The 22,035-nt window shown below is 44.3% G+C and carries 16 protein-coding genes; 13 read left to right on the top strand and 3 right to left on the bottom strand.

Translation table 11 applies throughout. From position 1 onward, the window contains the following. Positions 1-157 precede the first annotated feature (157 nt). From menB to menC, 6 genes are read left to right on the top strand one after another with little or no spacing between them, the layout of a single operon-like run. Positions 158-973 (top strand): 1,4-dihydroxy-2-naphthoyl-CoA synthase, encoded by an 816-nt coding sequence (menB, locus tag IAE45_RS05620; protein WP_077451834.1) that lies wholly within the window; start codon positions 158-160, stop codon positions 971-973. After that, positions 973-2,472 carry an o-succinylbenzoate--CoA ligase gene (menE, locus tag IAE45_RS05615; protein ID WP_200125338.1) on the top strand — a complete coding sequence of 500 codons (1,500 nt, stop codon included), beginning with the start codon at positions 973-975 and terminating at the stop codon, positions 2,470-2,472. Before menB ends, menE begins: the two co-directional genes overlap by 1 nt. Continuing rightward, positions 2,450-3,814, top strand: coding sequence for an isochorismate synthase (locus IAE45_RS05610; RefSeq protein ID WP_096741570.1), 1,365 nt, complete (start codon positions 2,450-2,452; stop codon positions 3,812-3,814). The genes menE and IAE45_RS05610 overlap by 23 nt, the downstream gene beginning before the upstream one ends. Continuing rightward, positions 3,807-5,519, top strand: coding sequence for a 2-succinyl-5-enolpyruvyl-6-hydroxy-3-cyclohexene-1-carboxylic-acid synthase (gene menD, locus IAE45_RS05605; RefSeq protein WP_096741569.1), 1,713 nt, complete (start codon positions 3,807-3,809; stop codon positions 5,517-5,519). The genes IAE45_RS05610 and menD overlap by 8 nt, the downstream gene beginning before the upstream one ends. Then, positions 5,516-6,355: a 2-succinyl-6-hydroxy-2,4-cyclohexadiene-1-carboxylate synthase gene (gene menH, locus IAE45_RS05600; RefSeq protein WP_096741568.1), complete on the top strand. Its 840-nt coding sequence runs from the start codon at positions 5,516-5,518 to the stop codon at positions 6,353-6,355. The genes menD and menH overlap by 4 nt, the downstream gene beginning before the upstream one ends. Positions 6,356-6,370: 15 nt before the next feature. Beyond that, positions 6,371-7,498 (top strand): o-succinylbenzoate synthase, encoded by a 1,128-nt coding sequence (gene menC, locus IAE45_RS05595; RefSeq protein ID WP_200125336.1) that lies wholly within the window; start codon positions 6,371-6,373, stop codon positions 7,496-7,498. Positions 7,499-7,571: 73 nt separating this feature from the next. Here menC and IAE45_RS05590 read toward each other — a convergent pair whose 3' ends face one another. After that, on the bottom strand, positions 7,572-9,110 hold the full coding sequence (locus IAE45_RS05590; RefSeq protein ID WP_200125334.1) for an AMP-binding protein: 1,539 nt from the start codon (positions 9,108-9,110) through the stop codon (positions 7,572-7,574). 194 nt (positions 9,111-9,304) lie between these two features. Further along, positions 9,305-9,928, bottom strand: a complete 624-nt coding sequence (locus tag IAE45_RS05585) for a DapH/DapD/GlmU-related protein (RefSeq protein ID WP_200125572.1) — start codon at positions 9,926-9,928, stop codon at positions 9,305-9,307. A 94-nt stretch (positions 9,929-10,022) separates the two neighbouring features. Here IAE45_RS05585 and IAE45_RS05580 point away from each other — a divergent pair, with 94 nt between their 5' ends. From IAE45_RS05580 to IAE45_RS05560, 5 genes are all read left to right on the top strand, one after another. After that, a complete protein-coding gene (locus tag IAE45_RS05580; RefSeq protein WP_140965983.1) occupies positions 10,023-11,216 on the top strand; it encodes an NAD(P)-dependent oxidoreductase in 1,194 nt (397 codons plus the stop codon). 54 nt (positions 11,217-11,270) lie between these two features. After that, on the top strand, positions 11,271-11,924 hold the full coding sequence (locus IAE45_RS05575) for a GntR family transcriptional regulator (RefSeq protein ID WP_005234303.1): 654 nt from the start codon (positions 11,271-11,273) through the stop codon (positions 11,922-11,924). A 135-nt stretch (positions 11,925-12,059) separates the two neighbouring features. After that, the gene (locus IAE45_RS05570) at positions 12,060-13,274 is read left to right on the top strand and encodes a quaternary amine ABC transporter ATP-binding protein (RefSeq protein WP_005228609.1); all 1,215 of its coding nucleotides are present in this window, start codon (positions 12,060-12,062) and stop codon (positions 13,272-13,274) included. Next, complete coding sequence (locus IAE45_RS05565) at positions 13,267-14,991, top strand: ABC transporter permease/substrate binding protein (RefSeq protein WP_005228611.1); 1,725 nt, start codon at positions 13,267-13,269, stop codon at positions 14,989-14,991. The genes IAE45_RS05570 and IAE45_RS05565 overlap by 8 nt, the downstream gene beginning before the upstream one ends. Before the next feature lie 327 nt (positions 14,992-15,318). Further along, entirely contained in the window at positions 15,319-17,079 is a 1,761-nt protein-coding gene (locus tag IAE45_RS05560; RefSeq protein WP_200125332.1) for a family 43 glycosylhydrolase, read from the top strand. Positions 17,080-17,123: 44 nt separating this feature from the next. On the opposite strand, the gene IAE45_RS05555 is transcribed toward IAE45_RS05560, so the two are convergent. Then, a complete protein-coding gene (locus IAE45_RS05555) occupies positions 17,124-17,954 on the bottom strand; it encodes a helix-turn-helix transcriptional regulator (protein ID WP_016612664.1) in 831 nt (276 codons plus the stop codon). Between the two features lie 170 nt (positions 17,955-18,124). Here IAE45_RS05555 and IAE45_RS05550 point away from each other — a divergent pair, with 170 nt between their 5' ends. Next, positions 18,125-20,539, top strand: a complete 2,415-nt coding sequence (locus IAE45_RS05550) for a glycoside hydrolase family 2 TIM barrel-domain containing protein (RefSeq protein ID WP_200125330.1) — start codon at positions 18,125-18,127, stop codon at positions 20,537-20,539. Beyond that, positions 20,536-22,023 carry a glycoside hydrolase family 30 protein gene (locus tag IAE45_RS05545; RefSeq protein WP_200125328.1) on the top strand — a complete coding sequence of 496 codons (1,488 nt, stop codon included), beginning with the start codon at positions 20,536-20,538 and terminating at the stop codon, positions 22,021-22,023. The genes IAE45_RS05550 and IAE45_RS05545 overlap by 4 nt, the downstream gene beginning before the upstream one ends. The last annotated feature ends 12 nt before the right edge of the window (positions 22,024-22,035 follow it).

The following is a 22,035-nucleotide window of genomic DNA, read 5'->3' as shown; positions in this document are numbered from 1 at the left end:
GATTATAGCACGAGTTTTGGTAGAAATAGCCGAAGTTCTAAGAAAGACAGCAACAGGTGGAGAAGTCTTAAGAAATTCCCTTAAACAAAGCAATTTCTAACGAAAAGCGACTAGATATGTGTATAATAGAGCTATGTGAATTGAGGAGGAACAAGTAATGAGAGAATGGAAAACCTTAAAAGAGTACGATGAAATTTTATTTGAACAACATGGAAAAGTGGCGAAAATCACGATCAACCGCCCAGAAGTCCACAATGCGTTTACACCAAAAACGGTGTTTGAAATGATTGATGCGTTTTCAATCAGTCGCGATGAACCAGGCATCGGCGTGATTATTTTGACAGGCGCCGGCGACAAAGCCTTTTGTTCAGGCGGAGACCAAAAAGTCCGTGGTCACGGTGGCTATGTTGGGGAAGATCAGGTTCCTCGCTTAAACGTATTGGATCTGCAACGCTTGATCCGCACGTTGCCAAAACCGGTGATTGCCATGGTCAAAGGCTGGTCGATCGGCGGCGGGAATGTTTTACAATTGGTTTGTGATTTAACGATTGCCGCTGACAATGCTAAATTTGGTCAAACAGGACCAAATGTCGGCAGTTTTGATGGTGGCTATGGTTCGGGCTATCTTGCACGGACGATCGGACATAAAAAAGCCAAGGAAGTTTGGTTCATGACAAAACAATATACTGCTGAAGAAGCATTGGCGATGAACTGGATCAATACAGTCGTTCCTCTTGATCAAGTAGAAGATGAAACGATGGAATGGGCAGAAACGATGCTGCAAAAGAGCCCGTTGGCGCTACGCATGATCAAAGCATCTATGAACGCCGATACGGACGGATTAGCTGGCATTCAGCAATTAGCCGGCGATGCGACCTTATTGTATTACACGATGGATGAAGCCAAAGAAGGTCGTGACGCGTTTAAAGAAAAACGTCAACCAAACTTCGACCAATTCCCTAAATTCCCATAATGACTGGGAGTTGGCTGCAAAGGCAAGCACAACTTCATCCAGAACGACCAGCTTTTTATTGGTATGAAAAAAGCTGGTCGTTTGCTGCCTTGCAAAAAGAGGTTTATGCTTACGCTGCTTATTATCAAGCCCAGTTCGTTGATCAGCCAAACCGGGTAGCCCTTTTTAGCAATAACTCCCCTGAAATGGTTTTTACGATCCTTGCGTTGTGGGAGTTGGGGATCGAAGTCCAGCTGTTGAATACGCGATTGACAGCCGCTGAAATCACCTTCCAATTGCAAGATGCCCACTGCGACTGGCTGATCACGGCAGATCAAGCTGCAGTCCCAGGTGTTCGCAGCATGGCCTTTGGACAAGCGATGGAGCAGGCGAAGGCTCTTGCCAGTTCTTTTGATCCTTCGTTTGTTCCTAATAAAGCAATCTATCAAGCAGAACAGGTAGCTTCGATTATGTATACATCCGGTACGACTGGCAATCCAAAGGGTGTGCCGCAAACCTTTGGGAATCATCTGGCAAGTGCCGAAGCGACTCAAAAGAACTTAACGATCACTAGTGAGGATTGTTGGCTTTGTGCAGTTCCGCTGTACCATATCAGTGGATTATCAATTCTCTTGCGTTCACTGCGACTTGGAATGAGTGTTCGTTTGTATGAGCGCTTTGATGCTGTAGAAATGGCAAAAGATCTTGAAGCAGGAAAAGGGACGATCGTTTCTTTGGTGGCAAAAATGTTGATGGACTTGCTGCCATTGGTGCCCCAACATAGCTTTGATTCGTTGCGTTATGTACTGCTAGGCGGCGGGCCCATTGCCAAAAGTATATTGGAAAAATGCCAGCAAAAACAGCTTTCTGTGATCCAATCCTATGGGATGACAGAAACTTGTTCACAAGTGGTGGCATTGCCACCAGAAAAAGCTTCAGAAAAAATCGGCTCCTCAGGGGTTCCCCTGCAAAGTGTCCATTTACGAATTGCGGCTGATGCGAAAATGGCAGATCATCAGACTGTTGAAAGTACCCAGCCGATCGGAGAGATCCACCTGCAAGGACCTGCGATCACGACTCGTTACTTGAACGATCGCAGTCCACAGCAGTGGGACCAAGAGGGCTGGTTTGCCACAGGAGATCTAGGGTATCTTGATCAAGAGGGCTTTTTGTATGTAGTCAGTCGTGCAAGCGAACTGATCATATCTGGTGGAGAAAATATCTATCCCGCAGAAGTGGAGCAAGCCTTGTTGCAGCATCCAGCGGTCAAAGAGGCAGCTGTGGTGGGGGAACCAGACGAGGAGTGGGGACAATCTGTCGCGGCTTATTTAACGTTAAATGAGTCCGTCCGACTTCAAGCGTTGTTGGATACATTAGAAGGGCAGATCGCCCATTATAAATTTCCGCGCCGTTTTTATCACGTGCGAGAAATGCCGCGCACAGCAAGCGGCAAACTTTTAAAACGGCTATTGCTGAGTGAAGAAAGAGTGAACTACATTGAACAGCAAATCAACAAGTAATTATGAAGCAGCGATCGCTGCCGGGAAAACCTATTTGAGTGAGTATCAGCCTTTAGAAAGGTGTGACTTACTGGCTCTTTATGCAGCGGCACAAGAATATCAAGGGGAACGCTATTTCTGGCGTACTCCTGATGAAACGACTAGTATGGTAGGGTTGGGTTGGTTAGTCACTTTTTCGCAACCCAAACTTGCAGACTTTTCAGAAGTCCGCTCTCTCTTAAAGCAAGCCCATTATCAACCAGAGGCACCTTTTCAGGCGCAGCTGGTTGGGGGCTTTGCTTTTGATGAACAGGCAGAAGTCAGTCAGGATTGGGCTGAGCTAGGTGCCGGTCTCTTTGCGTTGCCAGAAATACTGGTCCGCAAAACTGGCGATCAGTGTGGCGTCGTTTATACAGTAGCCGCTTCTTCCGAGGAACAACGACAACAAAAAGTCGCTGCCTTACAGGAAAAAGTCGCAAGCTGGTTGAATGCCAACCCGGACAAGAGTCTTGTAGCAGAAACGCCTGCTTTTCAGGCACAAGAGGAACTAGAGGTGCCCCAATGGCTGCAAACGGTCGAAGAGACAGTGGCAGCCATTCGCTCGAATGAAACACCGTTGAAAAAAGTGGTTCTGGCCAGGAGAATGAAGATAGAAACGAAGCAGTCGATCATTAGTGCTGGGGTGTTGCAACGGTTGGCGCAACAGCAGCCGAATACCTATCTTTTTGCCATCGAACATGGGGGCCATGTTTTTGCTGGTGCGACGCCAGAACGCTTGCTAAAAGCGACTGTCGATCAATTTGAAACGGTAAGTATCGCAGGTTCCGCACCAAGAGGCCAAACAAAAGAAGAAGATGAGGCACTGGCACAAGCCCTCTTAGCGGACGCAAAAAATACCCATGAACATCAAGTAGTTGTCGATCGCTTAGAAACGGCATTGGCTACTTTGTTAGCTGACGGTTTTCAATCAGAAGCCCGCTCCGTCATCAAGAATCGTGACATTCAGCATTTGTTTGTTCCTTTAGCAGGGCAAAGAAAAGCAGGAGTCAATTTTCTGAGCGCCGTGCAAAAACTACACCCGACCCCAGCATTGGGGGGAGAACCGAAAGAAGCAGCCGTCTCATGGATTCGTACCCATGAACCAGCCAGCAGAGGGATGTACGGTGGACCGATCGGTTGGTTGGGTATTCAAGAAGATATTGGCGAGTTTGCTGTGGCGATCCGCTCAGGATTCTTTAGCGGCAATCAAGCAACGCTGTATGCGGGCTGTGGGATCGTTGCCGATTCAGACGCAGAATCTGAACGTCAAGAAACACGGTTAAAATTTCAACCGATGAGGAGAGGGATCTTAGGAGATGAATAATCAGACAGTCATGACAGACTATTTATTAGCGGCAATCCAGGGACTAAAAGCAGCGGGTGCGAAGCGAGCGGTTATTAGTCCCGGTTCACGCTCAACGCCATTGGCGCTACTATTGCATCGTGATCCTGAGATCACCTGTACGGTGGCTGTCGATGAACGTTCGGCTGCTTTTTTTGCTTTAGGGATGTCCAAAGTTGATCTCCAGCCAACAATCTTACTGTGTACTTCTGGAACTGCAGCAGCCAATTATTATCCAGCCGTTTGTGAAGCAGAAGCTACCAACTTGCCATTGATCGTCTTAACGGCTGATCGCCCGCCAGAACTGCGGGGCGTTGGGGCGCCACAAGCAATGGATCAACAGAATTTGTATGCCTCTCACGTCAAAAAGATGGTAGAGATGACGGTGCCAGAAAACGACCCAGCTTTGTTGCGTTATAGTTTTTGGCAAGCTGCAACTTGCACGATCGAAGCGCAAAAGCAGCCGAGAGGCCCTGTCCAAATCAACTTTCCATTACGGGAGCCGCTGTTGCCTGACTTTAGTCGCCAATGCAGTATACAGCAAGACGTGAGCTATCTGGCACCACAACAAGAGCTGTCAGCAGAGATGATCACCCAGCTAGCCCCTTACTTTGGTAAAAAAGGTATTCTGATTGCTGGAGAAAGCCTTACGATCGAAGAAGCGCAGCAGTTGCTGACTTTTTCAGAGAAATTAGGCTGGCCGATTGTCGGCGATCCATTGACCAATTTGGCGACAGCCGGTACCAAAGTAGGAACATTTATCAGTCAAGCCGATCTTGTTTTCCCGCAATTGACTTCTGCCTTCCAACCAGAAGTGGTCGTGCGTTTTGGTCGCTTACCAGTCACTAAAAATGTCCTATTATGGTTGAACAAAGCAGCGGATACGACGACGTGGCTCTTTGTTGATCCATCGGGACAGTGGCAAGACCAGTTGCATCGGGCAAACTATTTGATCGAAGCAGCGATCAGCACTTTCGTGGCTGCCATCACCCAGTTGCCAATCGTCAAAAATATGGCGTGGCAACAACAATGGCAAGCACTTCAAGCGCGGGCAGATCAGGTGCTTGCTGCATGTCCGCAGTTGCAACAATGGGATGAGAGCAGCGCTGTGCGCATGCTCCAACAATGTTTGCCCGAAGATGCGCAGATCCTTTTGGCAAACAGCAATGCGATCCGTTTCTTTGATCGCTACGGCAGCAAAACTACCTCCACTTATCGAGTGTATGGAAATCGGGGCGTCAATGGGATCGACGGCCTTGTCTCGACCGTGGCTGGGATTGCTTCCGCCAGTCAAAAGCCTACCTACTTGTTGATTGGTGATTTAGCGTTGTACCATGATATGAACGGCCTACAACTACTGCGTCAGTATCAATTGCCAGTAACAATCATTTTACTGAATAATAACGGTGGTGGGATCTTTTCCTTTTTGTCACAAAACACCTTAGAATCAAACGACTTTGTCCCGCTCTTTGGCACGCCGTTAGACCTTGAGTTTCAAAAAGTGGCGGCCTTATATGAGGCAGATTGGCACACACCGACCTCTTTGCTAGAGTTTCAAACGATTTTAACGGAAACAAGCCAACGGCCGTGCTTTCAAATAATCGAAGTGAAAGGTGAGCAAAAAGATCCGGTCAATACATGGCAAGCACTGCAACAGCAGTTTAGCGAGGCGGGAGCACAGCAATGAGGGACACGATAAATGGCGTCAGTTATTTTTATCAGTGGTTGCAACCGTACCGACCAGCCTTACCAACCCTTGTGGCATTGCATGGCTTCACGGGTTCTTCAGAAAGTTTTCGACCGGTTTTTGCAGAGGAAGGTTCTTATAATGTATTGGCAGTCGACTTGATTGGACATGGACGGTCATCGCTTTATGTCCATCCCATGCGTTATGAACTTCCTTTACTGGTGGAGGATCTCGCACAGCTTTTAGCGAAGTTAGGAATTGAACGTTATGGTCTTTATGGCTACTCGATGGGGGCGCGAATCGCACTTGTCTGGGCGGTCATGGAACCAACGGCAGTGACCCATCTTTTGCTTGAGAGTGGTTCACCCGGGTTAGCTGATCCAGCGGAACGACTCGCTCGTCAGCGGCACGATCGTCGCTTAGCGTTGCGCTTACTAAGGGAGCCTTTGGTCGATTTTGTCGATTACTGGCAAGAACTGCCGTTGTTTGCTAGTCAAAAGGAGCTACCTTTAGCGCAGCAGGCTGCTGTACGGCAAGGACGCTTGCAGCAAAACAAATTTGGCTTGGCAGTAAGCTTGGTTTACGGTGGTACTGGCAAACAGCCAAGCTGTTGGTCGGCACTTCCGCAGCTAGCTTGTGAAATTCTTTATTTAGCGGGGGAAAAAGATGTAAAGTTTCGTAAAATCGCCCACCAAATGAAGCAGCTGCAACCAGAGATGACCATCAAAGTCGTTGCTAATGCTGGACATTGTATCCATTTAGAACAGCCGACACAGGTTCGTCATGAAATCGATCAATGGTTTGTAAAAGGATCGGGGCCACAGTCAGCTGATTGACAAGGAGAGAACGCAATGAAGATTGAAAAAATTGAACGCATCGCCTGTCGTTTGCCCCTCAAACACCCCTTTGTGACAAGTTACGGACAATTAACAGAAAAAGCCTTTGATCTTTATTTGGTGACGGCAGAGGATGGAATGGTTGGCATCGGTGAATTGGTCGCTTTTGAGCAGCCAGATTACATTGAAGAAACCCTCTTTTCTGCTCGACAAGTGATTGAAACAGCACTGATCCCATTATTGATTGACCAGGAGATCGAGCATCCGCAAGAAGTTTGGCAGCTGTTTCAAACGATCCAAGGAAACTACATGGCAAAATCGGCTTTGGAAACAGCAATTTGGGATCTATATGGCAAGCAAACGCATCAAAGTGTGAAAGAGCTGTATACCGCGACCCGACCGAGTGTCGCGGTTGGCGTTAGTATCGGCATACAAGACTCTGTCGAAAAACTAATGGCTCTTGTTGCCGCTTATGTCGCCCAAGGGTATCAACGAATCAAGTTAAAAATCAAGCCGGGGCAAGATGTGGCACCCTTGCGAGCGATTCGACAAGCCTTTCCAGAATTGCTTTTGATGGCAGATGCGAACGGGGCCTATCAAAGTGAGCCTGAACGCATTTTGGCACTTGATGACTTAGGCTTGGTGATGATCGAGCAACCCCTTATGGTACGAGATCTGGTGGGGCACAGTCAGCTACAGCGACAGATGAAGACGCCTCTATGTTTGGATGAAGATATTCGAACGGCAGAAGACGTCGATACAGTCGCAGCACTGGACAGCTGCCGTGCGATCAACCTGAAAATCCCTCGTGTCGGTGGGATCACCGAAGCTTTGCGGATCCTTGATCGATGTCAAACCCATGGACTGCTTGTTTGGTTAGGCGGCATGTTTGAGTCTGGTGTGGGACGAGCCATGAATTTGCAATTTGCGAGTCAAGATATTTTCCATTTTCCCGGGGACCTTTCCGCTTCTGACCGTTACTTTTATGATGATGTCATTACACAGCCTGCAACTTTGCATGAAGGAAAGCTGCTGGTACCTGATGGAAAGGGCTTTGGTATCACATTAGCTGAAACAAAGCTAAGTCAATATGGGCAATCTAAAGAACGTATCTACTCAAGAAAACGGTCAGCGAAAGAATAACCGCAGCGAAAGAAAACACAGCGAAAGCAAAAGAAACGGCGAGCAGAGAAATCTGCTGGCCGTTTCTTTTGTTTTAGTCTGCGTTTTTGAATTCTTTTTCAATTTGTAGTCGTTGAACTTTCATGGTTGCTGTTCGTGGGATATCTTCGTAGTCGCGTAAAATTGGTTGATTGAGGTGAGGGAGATCTTCCACCATTTTCCACCAAGCATCCCAATCCATTTCACGATTTGGCGCTAAAGCAATGATTGGTTGTGGTGAGTTTTCTTTGTCGCGAACAATCACAACTTCGGCAAGGAAGTCTAAATGATCCAGCAAAAGGTCTTCCAAGGCAAGATTGCTTTCAATATTTTTGATCAAGTCCACTTGTCGGTCTTTTAAGTAAAGATGGCCCTGATCATCCATCATGCCGTAGTCACCACTGTCCCACCAAGCGCCATAGACATTGTCAGCAAAACGCTGATCTTCTTTATAATAGGTCAACGCGCGTCCTTTTGAGAGGAAATGGATGTGCCCATCGGTATTGGCTGGTAGCTCGTTGCCCTCTGCATCGGCGATCCGTGCTCTCGTTAAGTCCTCGAGACCCACACCCATATCACGGGCATCGTTGGTAGCGATGCTTTCTAAGGTATGTGCTTTTAGGATCATTGGCCCGCATTCACTTTGACCATAGACTTGCAAAAAGATTGCTTCTTTTGTTGCTGAAGTATTTAAAAAAGTGGCCATTGTTTGGTTGTTGATGGCATCAAAAGTTGAATGGTAATAGCGAATATTGGCGAAAGCATCTGGTTGTTCTTTTGCCACAAAGCTCCATTGGACAAAATTGTTTGGATGAGTTTCCAAAGCGATTGGTGGGTATTCTTTTAGCATGCTTACGACATGAGCGCCGTTGGCATTGGCTAATGGCATCATCGGAAAGCCCATCGCCATCAAGGATGAGATGCCAATATTGAAGCGGGAGTGCACCGGTGAGATATGGAACGCAATTAAATCAGAGTCTGCTTTGGTGCGATCAATCTTGGTGAAGATCGTTTTTTGCCATTTTGTCCGCCAGCCCATGGAGTTTGCCGAATGACAAATCAATTTTGGAATACCCGTTGTTCCAGAAGTGTGGGTCATATAAGAAATTTGATCCACCGGTAACTCAGTTTGGGCCACTGGTTCCGCTGGTTGTTGCAGCAGATGACGAACAGCAATCTGTTTGTCAGTACTGCTATTTTTCACTTGTGCGACGCGGCCTTCGGTTTCTTCATCAAATAAGATGAATGGATCTTCTAAGCGATCCACAAACACTTCGATGGTTTCAGCAGGAAAATGATAGGAGATCATGGCAGGAACGGCACCAAGGTAAGAAGCAGCCGTTGCTAATAAATAGGTATCGAATTTTGAAGATTTGTAAAGAATGATTTTATCGCCGGCTTGCACGCCTAGTGCAGCAAGTTGGTACGCACGTTTTAAAATCATTTCATGGCTCGAACGGTAGGTACTATGATAGCCAAGTTCAGGAAATGCTGGCAGCACTTCATCGTGGATGATGGTTGTGTCAGGAAATGCCTCGGCAGCTTCGCGGTAATTGGTGTAAAGATTTAATGGACGATAGTCTAAAATGGTCAAATAGAACACTCCTTTAAAAGTTCGTGAAAAACTTCATTTGATTTCTCCATTTTAGCACAGGAATTTCTCGATACAATAGATTTTCAGTGTTTTTTATTTATTTCTAAAAAATCCTTCCCTCAAAGACTTTCGAAGAATGAATGACTGTGATGTGTTATCATTCATTCCTCGTACTAAGCGGAAAAAGCGCATAATCAACGGGTGTATTTTACTACAAAATCTTCGATTGGGAGCCGGAAATCCGGATAGCGTGCTTCTAATTCTGCAAGACTCCAATTCCACCAAGCGATTTCTTTTAAAGCAGTGATCGTTTCTGGATCAAAGCGGTATTTGATCACTTTTGCTGGAACCCCGCCGACGATCGCATAAGGCGGCACATCTTTGGTTACGACTGCGTTTGAGGCGATCACGGCACCATCACCGACGGTCAAACCAGATTGGATCACGGCACCGTGGCCGATCCAGACATCATTGCCAATGACGGTCGTTTTTGCTTTGCGTTTTTCTAAGAAGGACTCGTCCTTTGGCGCAAATCCATAGCCTTCGCCATTATAGGCAAAAAGATGCTGACTAGGGCGTTCATAGGGATGATTGGTGGGGCCGATGCGGACCATCGCTGCGATACTGATAAAACGTCCTAATTGACTGTTCTGAATAAAGCAATATTGCCCCGTATAGGTATAATTGCCGATGGAAGAATGATCAATGTGATTGGCTTCGCCAATTTCGACATAGTCTCCTAAAGTTGTGTCTTGAAGCTGCGAGTCTTTGCCGACGATCGGCTGTTTATCTGGAAAATTTGTGATCGATAGGTGCATAGTAATCATCCTCTCTTGCGTATTGCTATCATTTTACCGCACTTTTTTGTACTATTTGACTAATACGCACTAAAGACAAAAGGAGGTCTGCGTTATGGAGACGATTTATCAGTTAGATAAGATGACCGAAACGATAGGTAAGCGAGCAATCAAAAAAGGATACACGTTAAAAAATCAAGCGGCCCCAGAGGCGCTGTTTGTACGCAGTTCAACGGTTCCTAACGAATTGATCACACCCAAATTAGCTGTGATCGCTCGCTCAGGAACAGGCACCAATACGATCGATTTGGCACGGTGTACTCAAAATGGCACAGTAGTCTTCAATAGTCCCGGTGTCAATGCCAATGCAGTCAAAGAATTGGTGCTCTCCAATTTGTTTCTCAGCGTTCGCCCCTTATTCAAAGCCATCCAGACGGTAGCCGATTTGCAAGAAGAGCTAACGTCAGGTCAAATTGAAGCAGAAGATGTGTTGAAGGTAGCTGAAGAACGGCGAAAAGAAGTGATCGGCGAAGAATTAGCTGGAAAAACCATCGGTATTTTAGGCTTAGGAGAGATCGGTGAACGGGTGGCAAAAGCCTGTCACCAGTTAGGAATGGAAGTCCTCGGCTATGCCCGTACGAAAAAAGCGGCCCACGATTACGAACAAGTCAGTGACTTGCACGTACTGTTGGCCGAATCAGATTTTGTGGTGGTTTTGCTTCCTTTGAGTCAAGAGACCCACGGCTTGCTGAATCGACGAACGATTCAGCAGATGAAAAAAAATGCAGTGCTGATGAATTTTGGTCGTGGGGAGATCGTGGAAGAAACAGCCGTCTTAGAAGCATTAGCCAAAAATCAGCTCAAACAATACATCACTGATTTTCCTAGTGCGGGCTTGATCGGCCAACCGAAAGTATTGTGCTATCCGCATATTGGCGGTAGTACTACCAATGCCTTGGAAAAAGGGGATCACGTAGTTTTTGATCGCATGCATGCCTATTTGCGCGCTGGGACGATTCAAGAATCGGTCAACTTTCCTCATGCAGAGTTGCCTTTTTTGGCACCGTATCGCTTGGCGCTGTTTTATCACGACAAGCCTGGTGCTTTTGCCCCATTATTGCGGATCATTTCTGAAGCAGGTGTAGATATCGATAATTTGACAAGTGAAAGAAAAGCCGGAGTCGCCTATACCTTGATCGATCTTGATGAGACAAATGAAACGCTGCTGCAAGATCTGCAAAAACAGATGCAGCAGGCAGGGGCAATCATTCGTGTACGTTTGATCAAAAATCCGCGAATCAGTGAATAGTTGCCACCAACAATGTTTCTTGTTATGATGAAAAAAAAGTAAAGGAAGTTCATCATGACGAATAAGTTTCAAGATAAAAAGAAGGTCGCTTTGCCTCGTTATCAGCAGATTGCCGTGGCGATCGCGGAACGAATCGTTGAAAATCGCTACCAAGTTGGGCAAAAGATCCATGCACGCTCAACGTTAGCCAGCAATTTCAATGTCTCTCCTGAAACAGCCCGTAAAGCGATCAATGTATTAGTTGATTTAGAAATCATGGATGTCCGTCATGGCAGCGGCGCCTATATTGCTTCAAAGGAAAAAGCACAGGCCTTTGTGGAACAATACCAAGATGTGCAGTCGATCCAAGAAATCAGACAAGACATTTTAGACAGTGTGGAGCGGCAGCAGCAAGAGCTGGATAATTTTTCTGACTTGTTGAACACGTTAGTGCAGCAGACCAAAAAGGTACACCACATGAGTCCGTTTGTGCCCTTTGAACTTCAGTTGACGGAACAAGCGCAGCATTTGGAAAAAAGTATCAATGAATTGAATATTTGGCAAGCCACAGGGGCGACGATCATCGCAATCCAAACAACCGAAGAATTGTTGTTGTCACCAGGACCTTATGCGAAATTTAGTGCAGGCAATACGATTTATTTTGTCGGAAATGAACTGGCGTTGCAGCGCATGACCAATTTCTTCTATCCAACGGACCATTCAGCGTAATTCTTTTTCCTGATTCCCATGCTTTTTTTGCAAAAGAAAAAGCATTGGGAAATTTTTTTTGACAAAGTGACCACATCTTGTTAAGATAGTATGGTCACTTTCGTGAAATTTTTCAGAAAAAGGAGTATTAATCATTTGAGTAAAGTTAAAGTGGAACACTTAACCAAAATCTTCGGTAAGAAAAAGCAGCAAGCTCTTGCCATGGTCAAAGAACAACGTAGCAAAAACGAGATTTTAGAAAAAACGGGTGCCACCGTCGGGGTCTATGATGTGAACTTCGAAGTCAACGAAGGCGAGATTTTCGTCATCATGGGCCTTTCTGGAAGCGGGAAGTCAACATTGATTCGCCTCTTGAATCGATTGATCGAGCCGTCTGGCGGAGATATTTACATAGATGGCGTGGATGTTGCTAAAATGAGTAAAGAAGAACTGCGAGAAGTTCGCCGTCACAAAATCAACATGGTTTTCCAAAGCTTTGGCCTTTTCCCTCATCGGACAATTTTAGAGAACACCGAATACGGACTAGAAGTCCGTGGGGTCTCGAAAGAAGAACGAACAGCGAAAGCGGAAAAAGCGTTAGAAAACTCAGGATTGCTTTCTTTTAAAGACCAATACCCTGACCAGCTGTCTGGAGGGATGCAACAGCGTGTGGGACTTGCCCGTGCGTTAGCCAATGATCCAGAGATCCTCTTGATGGATGAGGCCTTTTCAGCATTAGATCCGCTGATTCGCCGTGAAATGCAAGATGAACTTTTAGAATTGCAAGCCAATGTTCAAAAAACGATTATCTTTATCACCCATGATTTGAACGAGGCCTTGCGGATCGGTGACCGGATCGCTTTAATGAAAGATGGTCAGATCATGCAGATCGGTACAGGAGAAGATATTTTGACGAATCCTGCCAACCAATACGTGCGTGATTTCGTGGAAGATGTCGATCGTTCCAAAGTCTTGACTGCGCAAAACATCATGGTCCCAGCATTGACGACGAACATCGAGATCGATGGACCAAGCGTAGCATTGAACCGGATGCGGAAAGAAGAAGTCAGCATGCTGTTAGCCGTCGACAAACGTCGTCACCTAAAAGGAAGCCTGACAGCCGAGTCTGCTCGTGAGGCACGGAAAAACAATCTGACCTTGAAGGAAGTTATTGATAAAAATGTTAAAAAGATCGATAAAGATATGCTGGTAACGGATATCTTCAATTTGATCTATGATTCGCCTACACCTTTAGCTGTGGTAGAAAACGATCGGTTGATCGGAGTCGTGATCCGCGGAAGTGTGATTGAAGCATTGGCTGAGACTGATTCAGCCGCTCAAGCAGAGGAAGGGGTAGTGACAAATGGATAATTTCTTACAACATACGATTCCGGTAGCTGATTGGGTCGAAAACTTTACTGATTGGCTAACAGGAACTTTCAGTGGATTGTTTTCAGCCTTACAGTCTTTCGGACAATTTATCATGGACGCTATTACAAATGTATTATTGTTTGTACCACCGTTGTTAATGATCGTCTTATTGACGGCTGCTGCCTTTTTCGTTTCACGCAAAAAATTCGGCTTGCCAGCCTTTACTTTTGTTGGGTTGCTGTTCATCTATAACCAAGGGTTATGGACAGACTTGATGAACACCGTGACGTTGGTCTTGTTGTCAAGTTTGGTTTCGATCATCATTGGGATTCCACTAGGGATCTTAATGGCGAAAAGCGAAAAAGCGCAAAGCATCGTGACGCCAATCTTAGACTTTATGCAAACGATGCCTGGTTTCGTTTATTTGATTCCTGCGGTTGCTTTCTTTGGGATCGGCATGGTTCCTGGGGTCTTTGCCTCAGTGATCTTTGCTCTACCACCAACCGTTCGGATGACGAACTTAGGGATTCGCCAAATTTCTCGTGAATTGGTAGAAGCCTCTGATTCCTTCGGTGGGACTGGCTGGCAAAAACTGATCAAATTAGAATTGCCACTAGCCAAAAGTACTATTTTGGCTGGGGTCAACCAAACGACGATGCTGGCATTATCAATGGTCGTGATCGCGTCAATGATCGGGGCTCCTGGATTAGGGCGTGGCGTCTTGTCCGCCTTACAACGAGCACAAGTTGGTAACGGATTTGTCAGTGGGGTATCCTTAGTTATTTTGGCGATCATTATGGATCGCTTTACCCAGAATTTGAACCGTTCGGCACATCAAAAAGCAGCGAGCAAGACGAGTCGCAAACAAAAACGTCTTTTTGGCGGGATTGCTGCAGCGGCAGTCGTTGCTTTAATTGGAGCATCGTTTGCCTTTGGAAATGTTTCTGACAGCAAAGGCACGGTGAACTTGGCGTATGTCGAATGGGATACGGAAGTTGCATCTACCCATGTGGTGGCAGAAGTCTTGTCGCAAATGGGCTACGAAGTCAATACGACGCCATTAGATAATGCCATCATGTGGGAATCTGTGGCAAAAGGGGAAGTTGACGGGATGGTTGCTGCTTGGCTACCATCTACGCATCAATCCCAGTATGAACAGTACCAAGACCAAGTCGAGAACTTGGGTCCTAACTTAGAAGGGGCAAAACTGGGGATCGTTGTCCCAAGCTATATGGATGTAGATTCCATCGCTGACCTTTCTGATGAAGCTGGAAAAACCATCACTGGTATCGAACCAGGCGCTGGGGTCGTAAATGCAGCGGAAAATACGGTTGCAACGTATGACAACCTTTCAGATTGGAATGTCGCTACCTCTTCTTCAGGAGCGATGACAGTGGCATTAGGCCAAGCCATCAAGAACCAAGATGAGATCGTTATTACTGGCTGGTCTCCACATTGGATGTTTGCGAAATATGATCTGAAATATCTGGATGATCCAGAAGGAACAATGGGTGAAGCAGAAAGCATCAATACTGTTGTACGCCAAGGATTAGCAGATGACATGCCAGAAGTTTACGAAGTACTTGATCGTTTCAACTGGACACAAGAAGATATGGAAGAAGTCATGTTAGCAATCAATGACGGAACGTCAGCCGAAGATGCAGCCAAAGATTGGGTAGCCAATCACCCAGAAGAAGTTGCTGCTTGGACGAACTAACTTCTTTCAAATAAGTGTATTAAATCTTCAATCGATTTTAATGTTGAGATAGCACACATCCACTTTCGGATGTGTGCTTTTTTTGATCGTTTATTTGCTGCACAAACTTCAGGTATAAAGAAAATGAAAGAATAATGGCCGACGATTTTTGACAAGAGATAGCAAAAAATGGCAAGTCAATGGAATCGCTCGTGTAAGAAAATAGGAAAGCAAGTGTTTCAAAATCTTATAAAAGTTCGTTCATCAACTTATACAAATTCACGGGGACTTCTATAAAATGAGAGAGAAGGAAGTCGAGTGCATAGAGAAGGAATTAGGAGGGATTGAATGACAGCTTATTTATTTTGTCATTTCACTGGCGAGCAAAAAAATGGTGAACAAGTATACTTTAGTGTGAGCAAGGATGGATTGACTTTTACAGATTTAAATCAAGGCCATCCCGTTTTGAAAAGTGATCTAGGGGAAAAAGGAGTCAGAGATCCTTTTCTGGTTAAGGGGAAGAACACGTATTATCTCATTGCGACAGATTTGCGTATTGAAAAGGGACTTGGCTGGGCACATGCTCAAACCAATGGTATCCGCCAGATGGTTATCTGGTCATCAACGGATCTTGTGTATTGGACAAACCCATGGACCGCAACGATTGCTCCAGAAGGTGCAGGGAATTTGTGGGCGCCAGAGGCAATTTATGACGCAGAAAAAGAGACATTTTTTGTCTATTTTGCTGCAAAGGTTAATGGAAAACATAAGATTTATTCTGTTTCTACTATGGATTTTCAGACGTTTACTGAGCCTGTGCTATTTATTGAAAAAACGATGGATGTGATCGATACAACGATTGTTTTTAGTCAGGGGTATTATTATCGTTTTACAAAAAACGAAGAAAATAGTCGCATTTTTTTAGATCGCAGTCAACAGCTGACAGGAGACTATCAGGAAGTAACTTCTGAATATCTCGCTCAATTAGAAGGGGTTGAAGGACCGCAAGCGTACCAATTACCTGATGGCAAATGGGCGCTGATCGTAGATCACTTTAAAAAAGGCACAGGATATGGGATCGCAGTAAGTGATGATCTCACAACAGGCGTTTTCGAACCTGTTTCTGCCTTCGACTTCGGTCAATCTATCAAGCGCCATGGTGGGGTGATCACGATCACAGATGAGGAGTATCAACGACTACTGACCTATTATCAACAGAAAAACCCGGTTTTAGAGGGACTTTATGCTGACCCTGATTTGGTTTCATTTAATGGGAAATTTTACTTATATCCAACATCAGATGGTTTTACGGATTGGTCTGGGACAAGCTTTTCGGTATTTGAATCAGAAGATCTCACTCAGTGGACAAATAAAGGAACGATCCTTGATCTAGCATCCGCTCAGGTGAAGTGGACGATCGGTGGTGCGTGGGCACCCTGTATAGCAGAAAAAGAAGGAACGTTTTATTTTTACTTTACTGGAAAAATGGCGGATGGACGCTCAGGAATCGGTGTCGCTTATGCGGATCATCCAACAGGTCCCTTTATTGCAGATGAGAAACCGCTATTGAGTCCTGATCTTATCGATGACTATGGGTTAAACATGAGTCAAGTCATTGATCCATCTGTTTACGTAGAAGCTGGAAAGTATTATCTATTGTTTGGCAATTCTGCGGGAGGGACTGCTGCCATCGTAGCGTTGGGAGATGACATGCGGACTGTCAAACTTGATACGCTAACAGAATATCAAGGGCTGGAAGATTTTCGAGAAGCCATTACTGTTTTGAAAAAAGATGATTTGTATCATTTTACCTGGTCGGGAGAAGATACCCGCAGTGAAGACTATCATGTGAATTATGGTACCTCATCTTCATTGTATGGACCGATTCAGTATCATTATCCTGTCTTACAAAAAAATGTTGAGAAAGGCATTTTAGGAACCGGTCATCACAGCATTTTGGAACATTCTGATCGATATTATATTGCTTATCACAGCTTTGCTGTTCCACTTAGTAAGTATCCAGAAGAAGCCCGCGGATTTCATCGACAGGTTCGCATTTCCCCATTAGATTTTGACAAAGCAGGCTATATGAAGCAAGTAGTCGTATAAGAAAAAGGGTGCAGCGATGCATCCTTTTTTGTCTGCAAATTCAGTTAGTTTCTTTTACGAACATTAGAAGGAGCAAGATCATAATGCTTTTTAAATAGTTTACTAAAATAAAAAGGATCATGATAGCCTACTTTTTCTGCGATTTCTTTGACGGTCAAATTGGTATGAAGCAACAGCTCATAGGCATGTTTGAGACGAATCTCGATCAAATATTTAATCGGACTACGACCAGTGATTTTCCGAAAAACTTTTGAAAGTTGGGCAGGACTAATATAAAGCATGTCTGCTAGCATTTCCAAAGTGATGTCTTCTTGATGATGATTCTCCAAATAATAAATCGTATGGTTTACTAGCGTTTGTTTTTGTTTATCTTTTTCAGAAATTACTGACAGGCTATTGTTTGGATCGGAGGGCGTCAAACTTCTTAAAATCAAAGCTAGCATTTCGAGAATGATTCCTTTGCCCATCAAATCGTGATGAATATTATGGCTGTTAAACTCATGGGTCAGCTGCCATGCTTTTTTGAAGAACGCTTCTTGATAAATCCCCAAATTGAGCAGGGGATCTTCATTAGGGAAGGTATTAAAAGGAAGTCCTTCGATCAGAATATTAGAAAGGCCGATATGAAGTTCATGGGATTCCATCCCTGCTGGATGGATTTCGGTATGGGGAAGGCCAGGGTTAAAAAGGAGCGTGTCACCAGTATATAGCCTTGTGCGGGTTTCATTGAATTCGTAATCAACGGTTCCTTCTAATACGATGCTGATCTCAATGAAATCATGATGGTGGTATCCCCGAAGATTTTTCTTTTTATTCCAAAAGTCAACGACATAAATAATTTCAGGATTAAATATATTCGAATGGATGTGGTACATAGTTCCCTCCTATTACCTACGAAAAAGTAGGCGCTTTTTTTTCTTCATATCATATAATACATGAAAATGAATCGGATAGACTATGTTCTTCATTAAATGTTTTAGTAAAATTAAGTGAAAGAAAGCGATTTCTTTATGTGAGTATTGGTAAAAGGGAGGTTAGGGGTTTAATGGAAAAACGTTTTTTGAATGAATGGCGATTCTCAAAACAAGAAGAAAAAGAAGCATGGAAAAAAGATTTTGATGATTCTATTTGGGAAAAGGTAACGATTCCTCATGATTGGGGTGTCTCTTATCCCTTTGAAAAACATTTTTCAAGCGGAACAGGGTATCTATCCGGAGGAATAGGTTGGTATCGAACCAAACAGTCGCTGCAAGAGTTGGGTGACCTTACGAATAAAGTCGTAAAAATTCATTTTGAAGGTGTTTATAAAAATGCACGGGTTTGGATCAATGGCTATCATATGGGGATTAGACCTTCAGGATATGCTTCATTTTATTATGATTTGACAGAGATTTTAACTTACAATTCGGATGATAGCTTGCTTATTAGTGTCCGTGTCGAGCACACAGATTTGGCAGATTCAAGATGGTATAACGGAAATGGACTCACACGTCCTGTTTCTCTTGAAATTCATGATTCTATTTATATCGACGAATACGGAACGAGTTTTTCAACGCCAAGTGTTACAGAGGGGCAAGCGGAGATCATGATCGAACATCGGCTAGTAAATACCTTAAAACAAGACCGTGTTGTTAGGATCGAACAAGTGCTGGAAAGTTTACAAACGGAAAAAGTGATGAACATAAGTGAGGAAATCCAACTTAACGCAGGGGAACGCCGCACGGTCACATTGAAAGCAAAAATTGAAAAGCCAGAGCTATGGTCACCTGAAGCGCCGAATCTTTATCAGCTACGAACAAAGGTGAGTTTTCAAGATGCGTCCTTAAATAGAATTGAGAGCGTATACAACGAGTATATCGGGATCAGATCCTTTCATTTTGATGCCAATGAGGGCTTTTCTTTAAATGGGCAAAAGCTGAAAATCAAAGGTGTTTGCTTGCACGAAGATGCGGGCTCTTTCGGTACAGCTGTTCCGAGCGAGGTATGGGTACGGCGTTTAATAAAGTTAAAAGAGATGGGGGCAAATGCTATACGAATGGCACACAATCCTCATTCGTTTGCTTTGTATCGTTTGTGCGACACCATGGGATTTTTAGTCTTTGATGAAGCATTTGATGAATGGGAAAATCCTAAAAATAAATGGTGGCAAGGTCATAATGTGTATCCACCCAAGTTAGAAGGAGCAGCAGAACATTTTCCAACTTGGTATGAAAAAGATTTGGAAAATATGATTTTACGCAATCGAAACCATCCATCGATCATTGCTTGGAGCATTGGCAATGAGATTGATTATCCCAATGATCCATATGCTAGTCCATTGTTTGCTGAAATGACAGGGAATAATGACAATAGCAAACCAGAAGCTGAGCGCATCTATAATCCACATCGACCTGATATGAGAAGGTTACGCACGATAGCCGAAAAGCTGGTCCATTTGAGCAAAACACTCGATCCGACTCGACCAGTTACCTTGGCAGCAGCTTTTCCAGAATTATCTACGAAAATTGGCTTGATAGATCACTTGGATGTCGTTGGCTATAACTACAAAGAACATCTATACGAAGAAGATCATCGCAAATTCCCAGATAAACCTTTTATTGGGAGTGAGAACAGTCACGGGTTTAAAGAATGGCAAACGGCAAACACTCTTCCGTATATCGCTGGACAATTTTTATGGACGGGCATTGATTATTTAGGGGAAGCCCATGGATGGCCTATTCACGGATCTGGGGCAGGCTTATTGACATTGGCTGGTATTGAAAAGCCTAATTATTACAAGAGAAAGAGCTGGTGGAGTCAAGAACCGACTGTTTATTTGACAACGATTCCTTACGAGAAAAACAAACGAAGAGCAGAATGGGAACCCACCTATCGAAAATGGTCTTACCCAGCTGAGCAAGAAATTGAAGTAAGGTGTTATACAAATGCAAAAGAGATTCGATTGAAGGTTGGCAACTTGGAAGTACCCGATGTTCGTTATGATGATACCTTTGGTTATTATGTTGCACGGATCAACTATCAGCCAAAAACCTTGTCGGTGGAAGCGGTATTTGAAGAAACGATTCTGTATGACGAAATAAGACCCGAAGCAGCGCCAACTGCTTTGGTAGCTATGAACTATGAAATTCCTCAAAGATGGCGGGAGAAATTGGCTGCAACCGATTTAACACTAAATAAGAACCTTCATCAAATCGAATGCCAAGTCTTAGATTATGCTGAAAATCCGATAGCAGCAGAAGTAATGGTCTATTTAGAAGTCGAAAATGGGACATTACTAGGTTTAGAGAATGGTGATCTAGCAGATACTACCGCTTATACAGAGTCATTCCGTAGAACGATGCAAGGAAAGTTGCTTTGCTTTGTAGCAGGAGAGCGCAAGAAAGAGACAGTTGTGACGCTGCGCTCACCCGGACTACCAGATACACGATTGATTCTAGAGAATAGAGAGGGAAGTACATGATAAAAAAGCGGACACTCCTTATTCCTTTGGTCTTATTGAGTATACTGACAGCGTGTGGAACGGTCGAGGAAAATACACAGAAAGAAAAAGAGCCAGAGACAGATGAAGTCATTGATACGGCGATGATCACCTTAAATACGGCAGAAACCTACCAGACAATTGAAAGCTTTGGCGCAAGCGGTGCTTGGTGGAGTCAAGATGTTGGTGGCTGGATCGAAGAAGAAACAGCAGAACTTTCGAAGCGAGAATATATCGCAGAATTATTATTTGATCCGCTTGAAGGGATTGGCTTGACGTCTTATCGCTACAACTTAGGCGCCGGAAGTACGTTACAAAATAGTCCTCGCATTGAAGATCCCTGGCGACGAGCAGAAAACTTTGAAGAAGGACCCGAAGTCTATGATTGGTCGAAGGATGAAAATGCACGATGGATGCTGAAAACAGCGGTTAATTATGGAATTGATGATATCTATTTATTCGTCAATAGCCCATTGACGAGGCTAACGAAAAATGGTTCTGCGTATGGTGATCAGCTGGAAGAAAAACGCAGTAATCTAGCTCCTGAGAATTATCAAGCATTTGCCAACTACGTCTATGATGTAACGGAACACTTCTTAAAAGAAGACATTCCCGTCACGCATGTGTCGCCAATCAATGAACCACAATGGGATTGGACTGGTGGTCAGGAGGGCACCTACTACGATCCAGCTGAAGTAGTCGCACTCTTAGAGGTATTTATTGAAGAAAAACAAAAAAGACCAGAGTTGAAACAAATAGCGCTATCGATGCCCGAATTAGGAGAATGGGCAAACACCAGCAAGGAATATTTCGAAGCAATCATCGAAAGTGATACATTGATGAATTACTTTGACACGTGGGAAGTCCATTCATATTGGACAACTTACGTCGAGAAAATGAATTTTAAAGAGTGGTTAGACGAACAGGAAATCGATGTTACCTTAAAAATGTCTGAGTGGACAGAAATGATCAATGGTCGCGACTACACTATGGATTCTGCCTTAAATTTAGCCAACGAGATACACGATGATTTAACGATCCTTGATGTGGTTGCTTGGCAATATTGGATCGCAGTCAGTAGTTACGATTATCGAGATGGTCTGATCTATGTAAACTTAGGTTCAAAAGAAATTATTCCGACAAAAAGACTTTGGGGAATGGGGAATTTCAGCAAGTTTATTCGACCAGGGTACACGAGAGTTTCCGCAATCAGCGACGACAAAGAGGTGAATGTCGTAAGCTTTTTGGGAAAAAATGAAGCAAATGAAGAAGAACTTATTACAGTGCTTATCAATAACAGTTTTCAGGAAAAAGAGATTGATCTTCAAGGAGTCGGATTTGGTGAAATCATCAGCTATACGACAGATAGTGAGTCTGATTTAGAAGAGCAGAGCATCACTTCTCAGGAACTGACAATCCCTCGGAAATCGATCGTTACCTTGAAGAGCGTTACAACGAATGAATAAGAAAAGGGGAAA

The organism is Enterococcus sp. S53 (genome assembly GCF_016516865.1).
Lineage (GTDB): Bacteria > Bacillota > Bacilli > Lactobacillales > Enterococcaceae > Enterococcus_D > Enterococcus_D innesii.
Note: the sequence above shows the minus strand (reverse complement) of the source record. Positions and strands in the feature narration are given on the sequence as shown.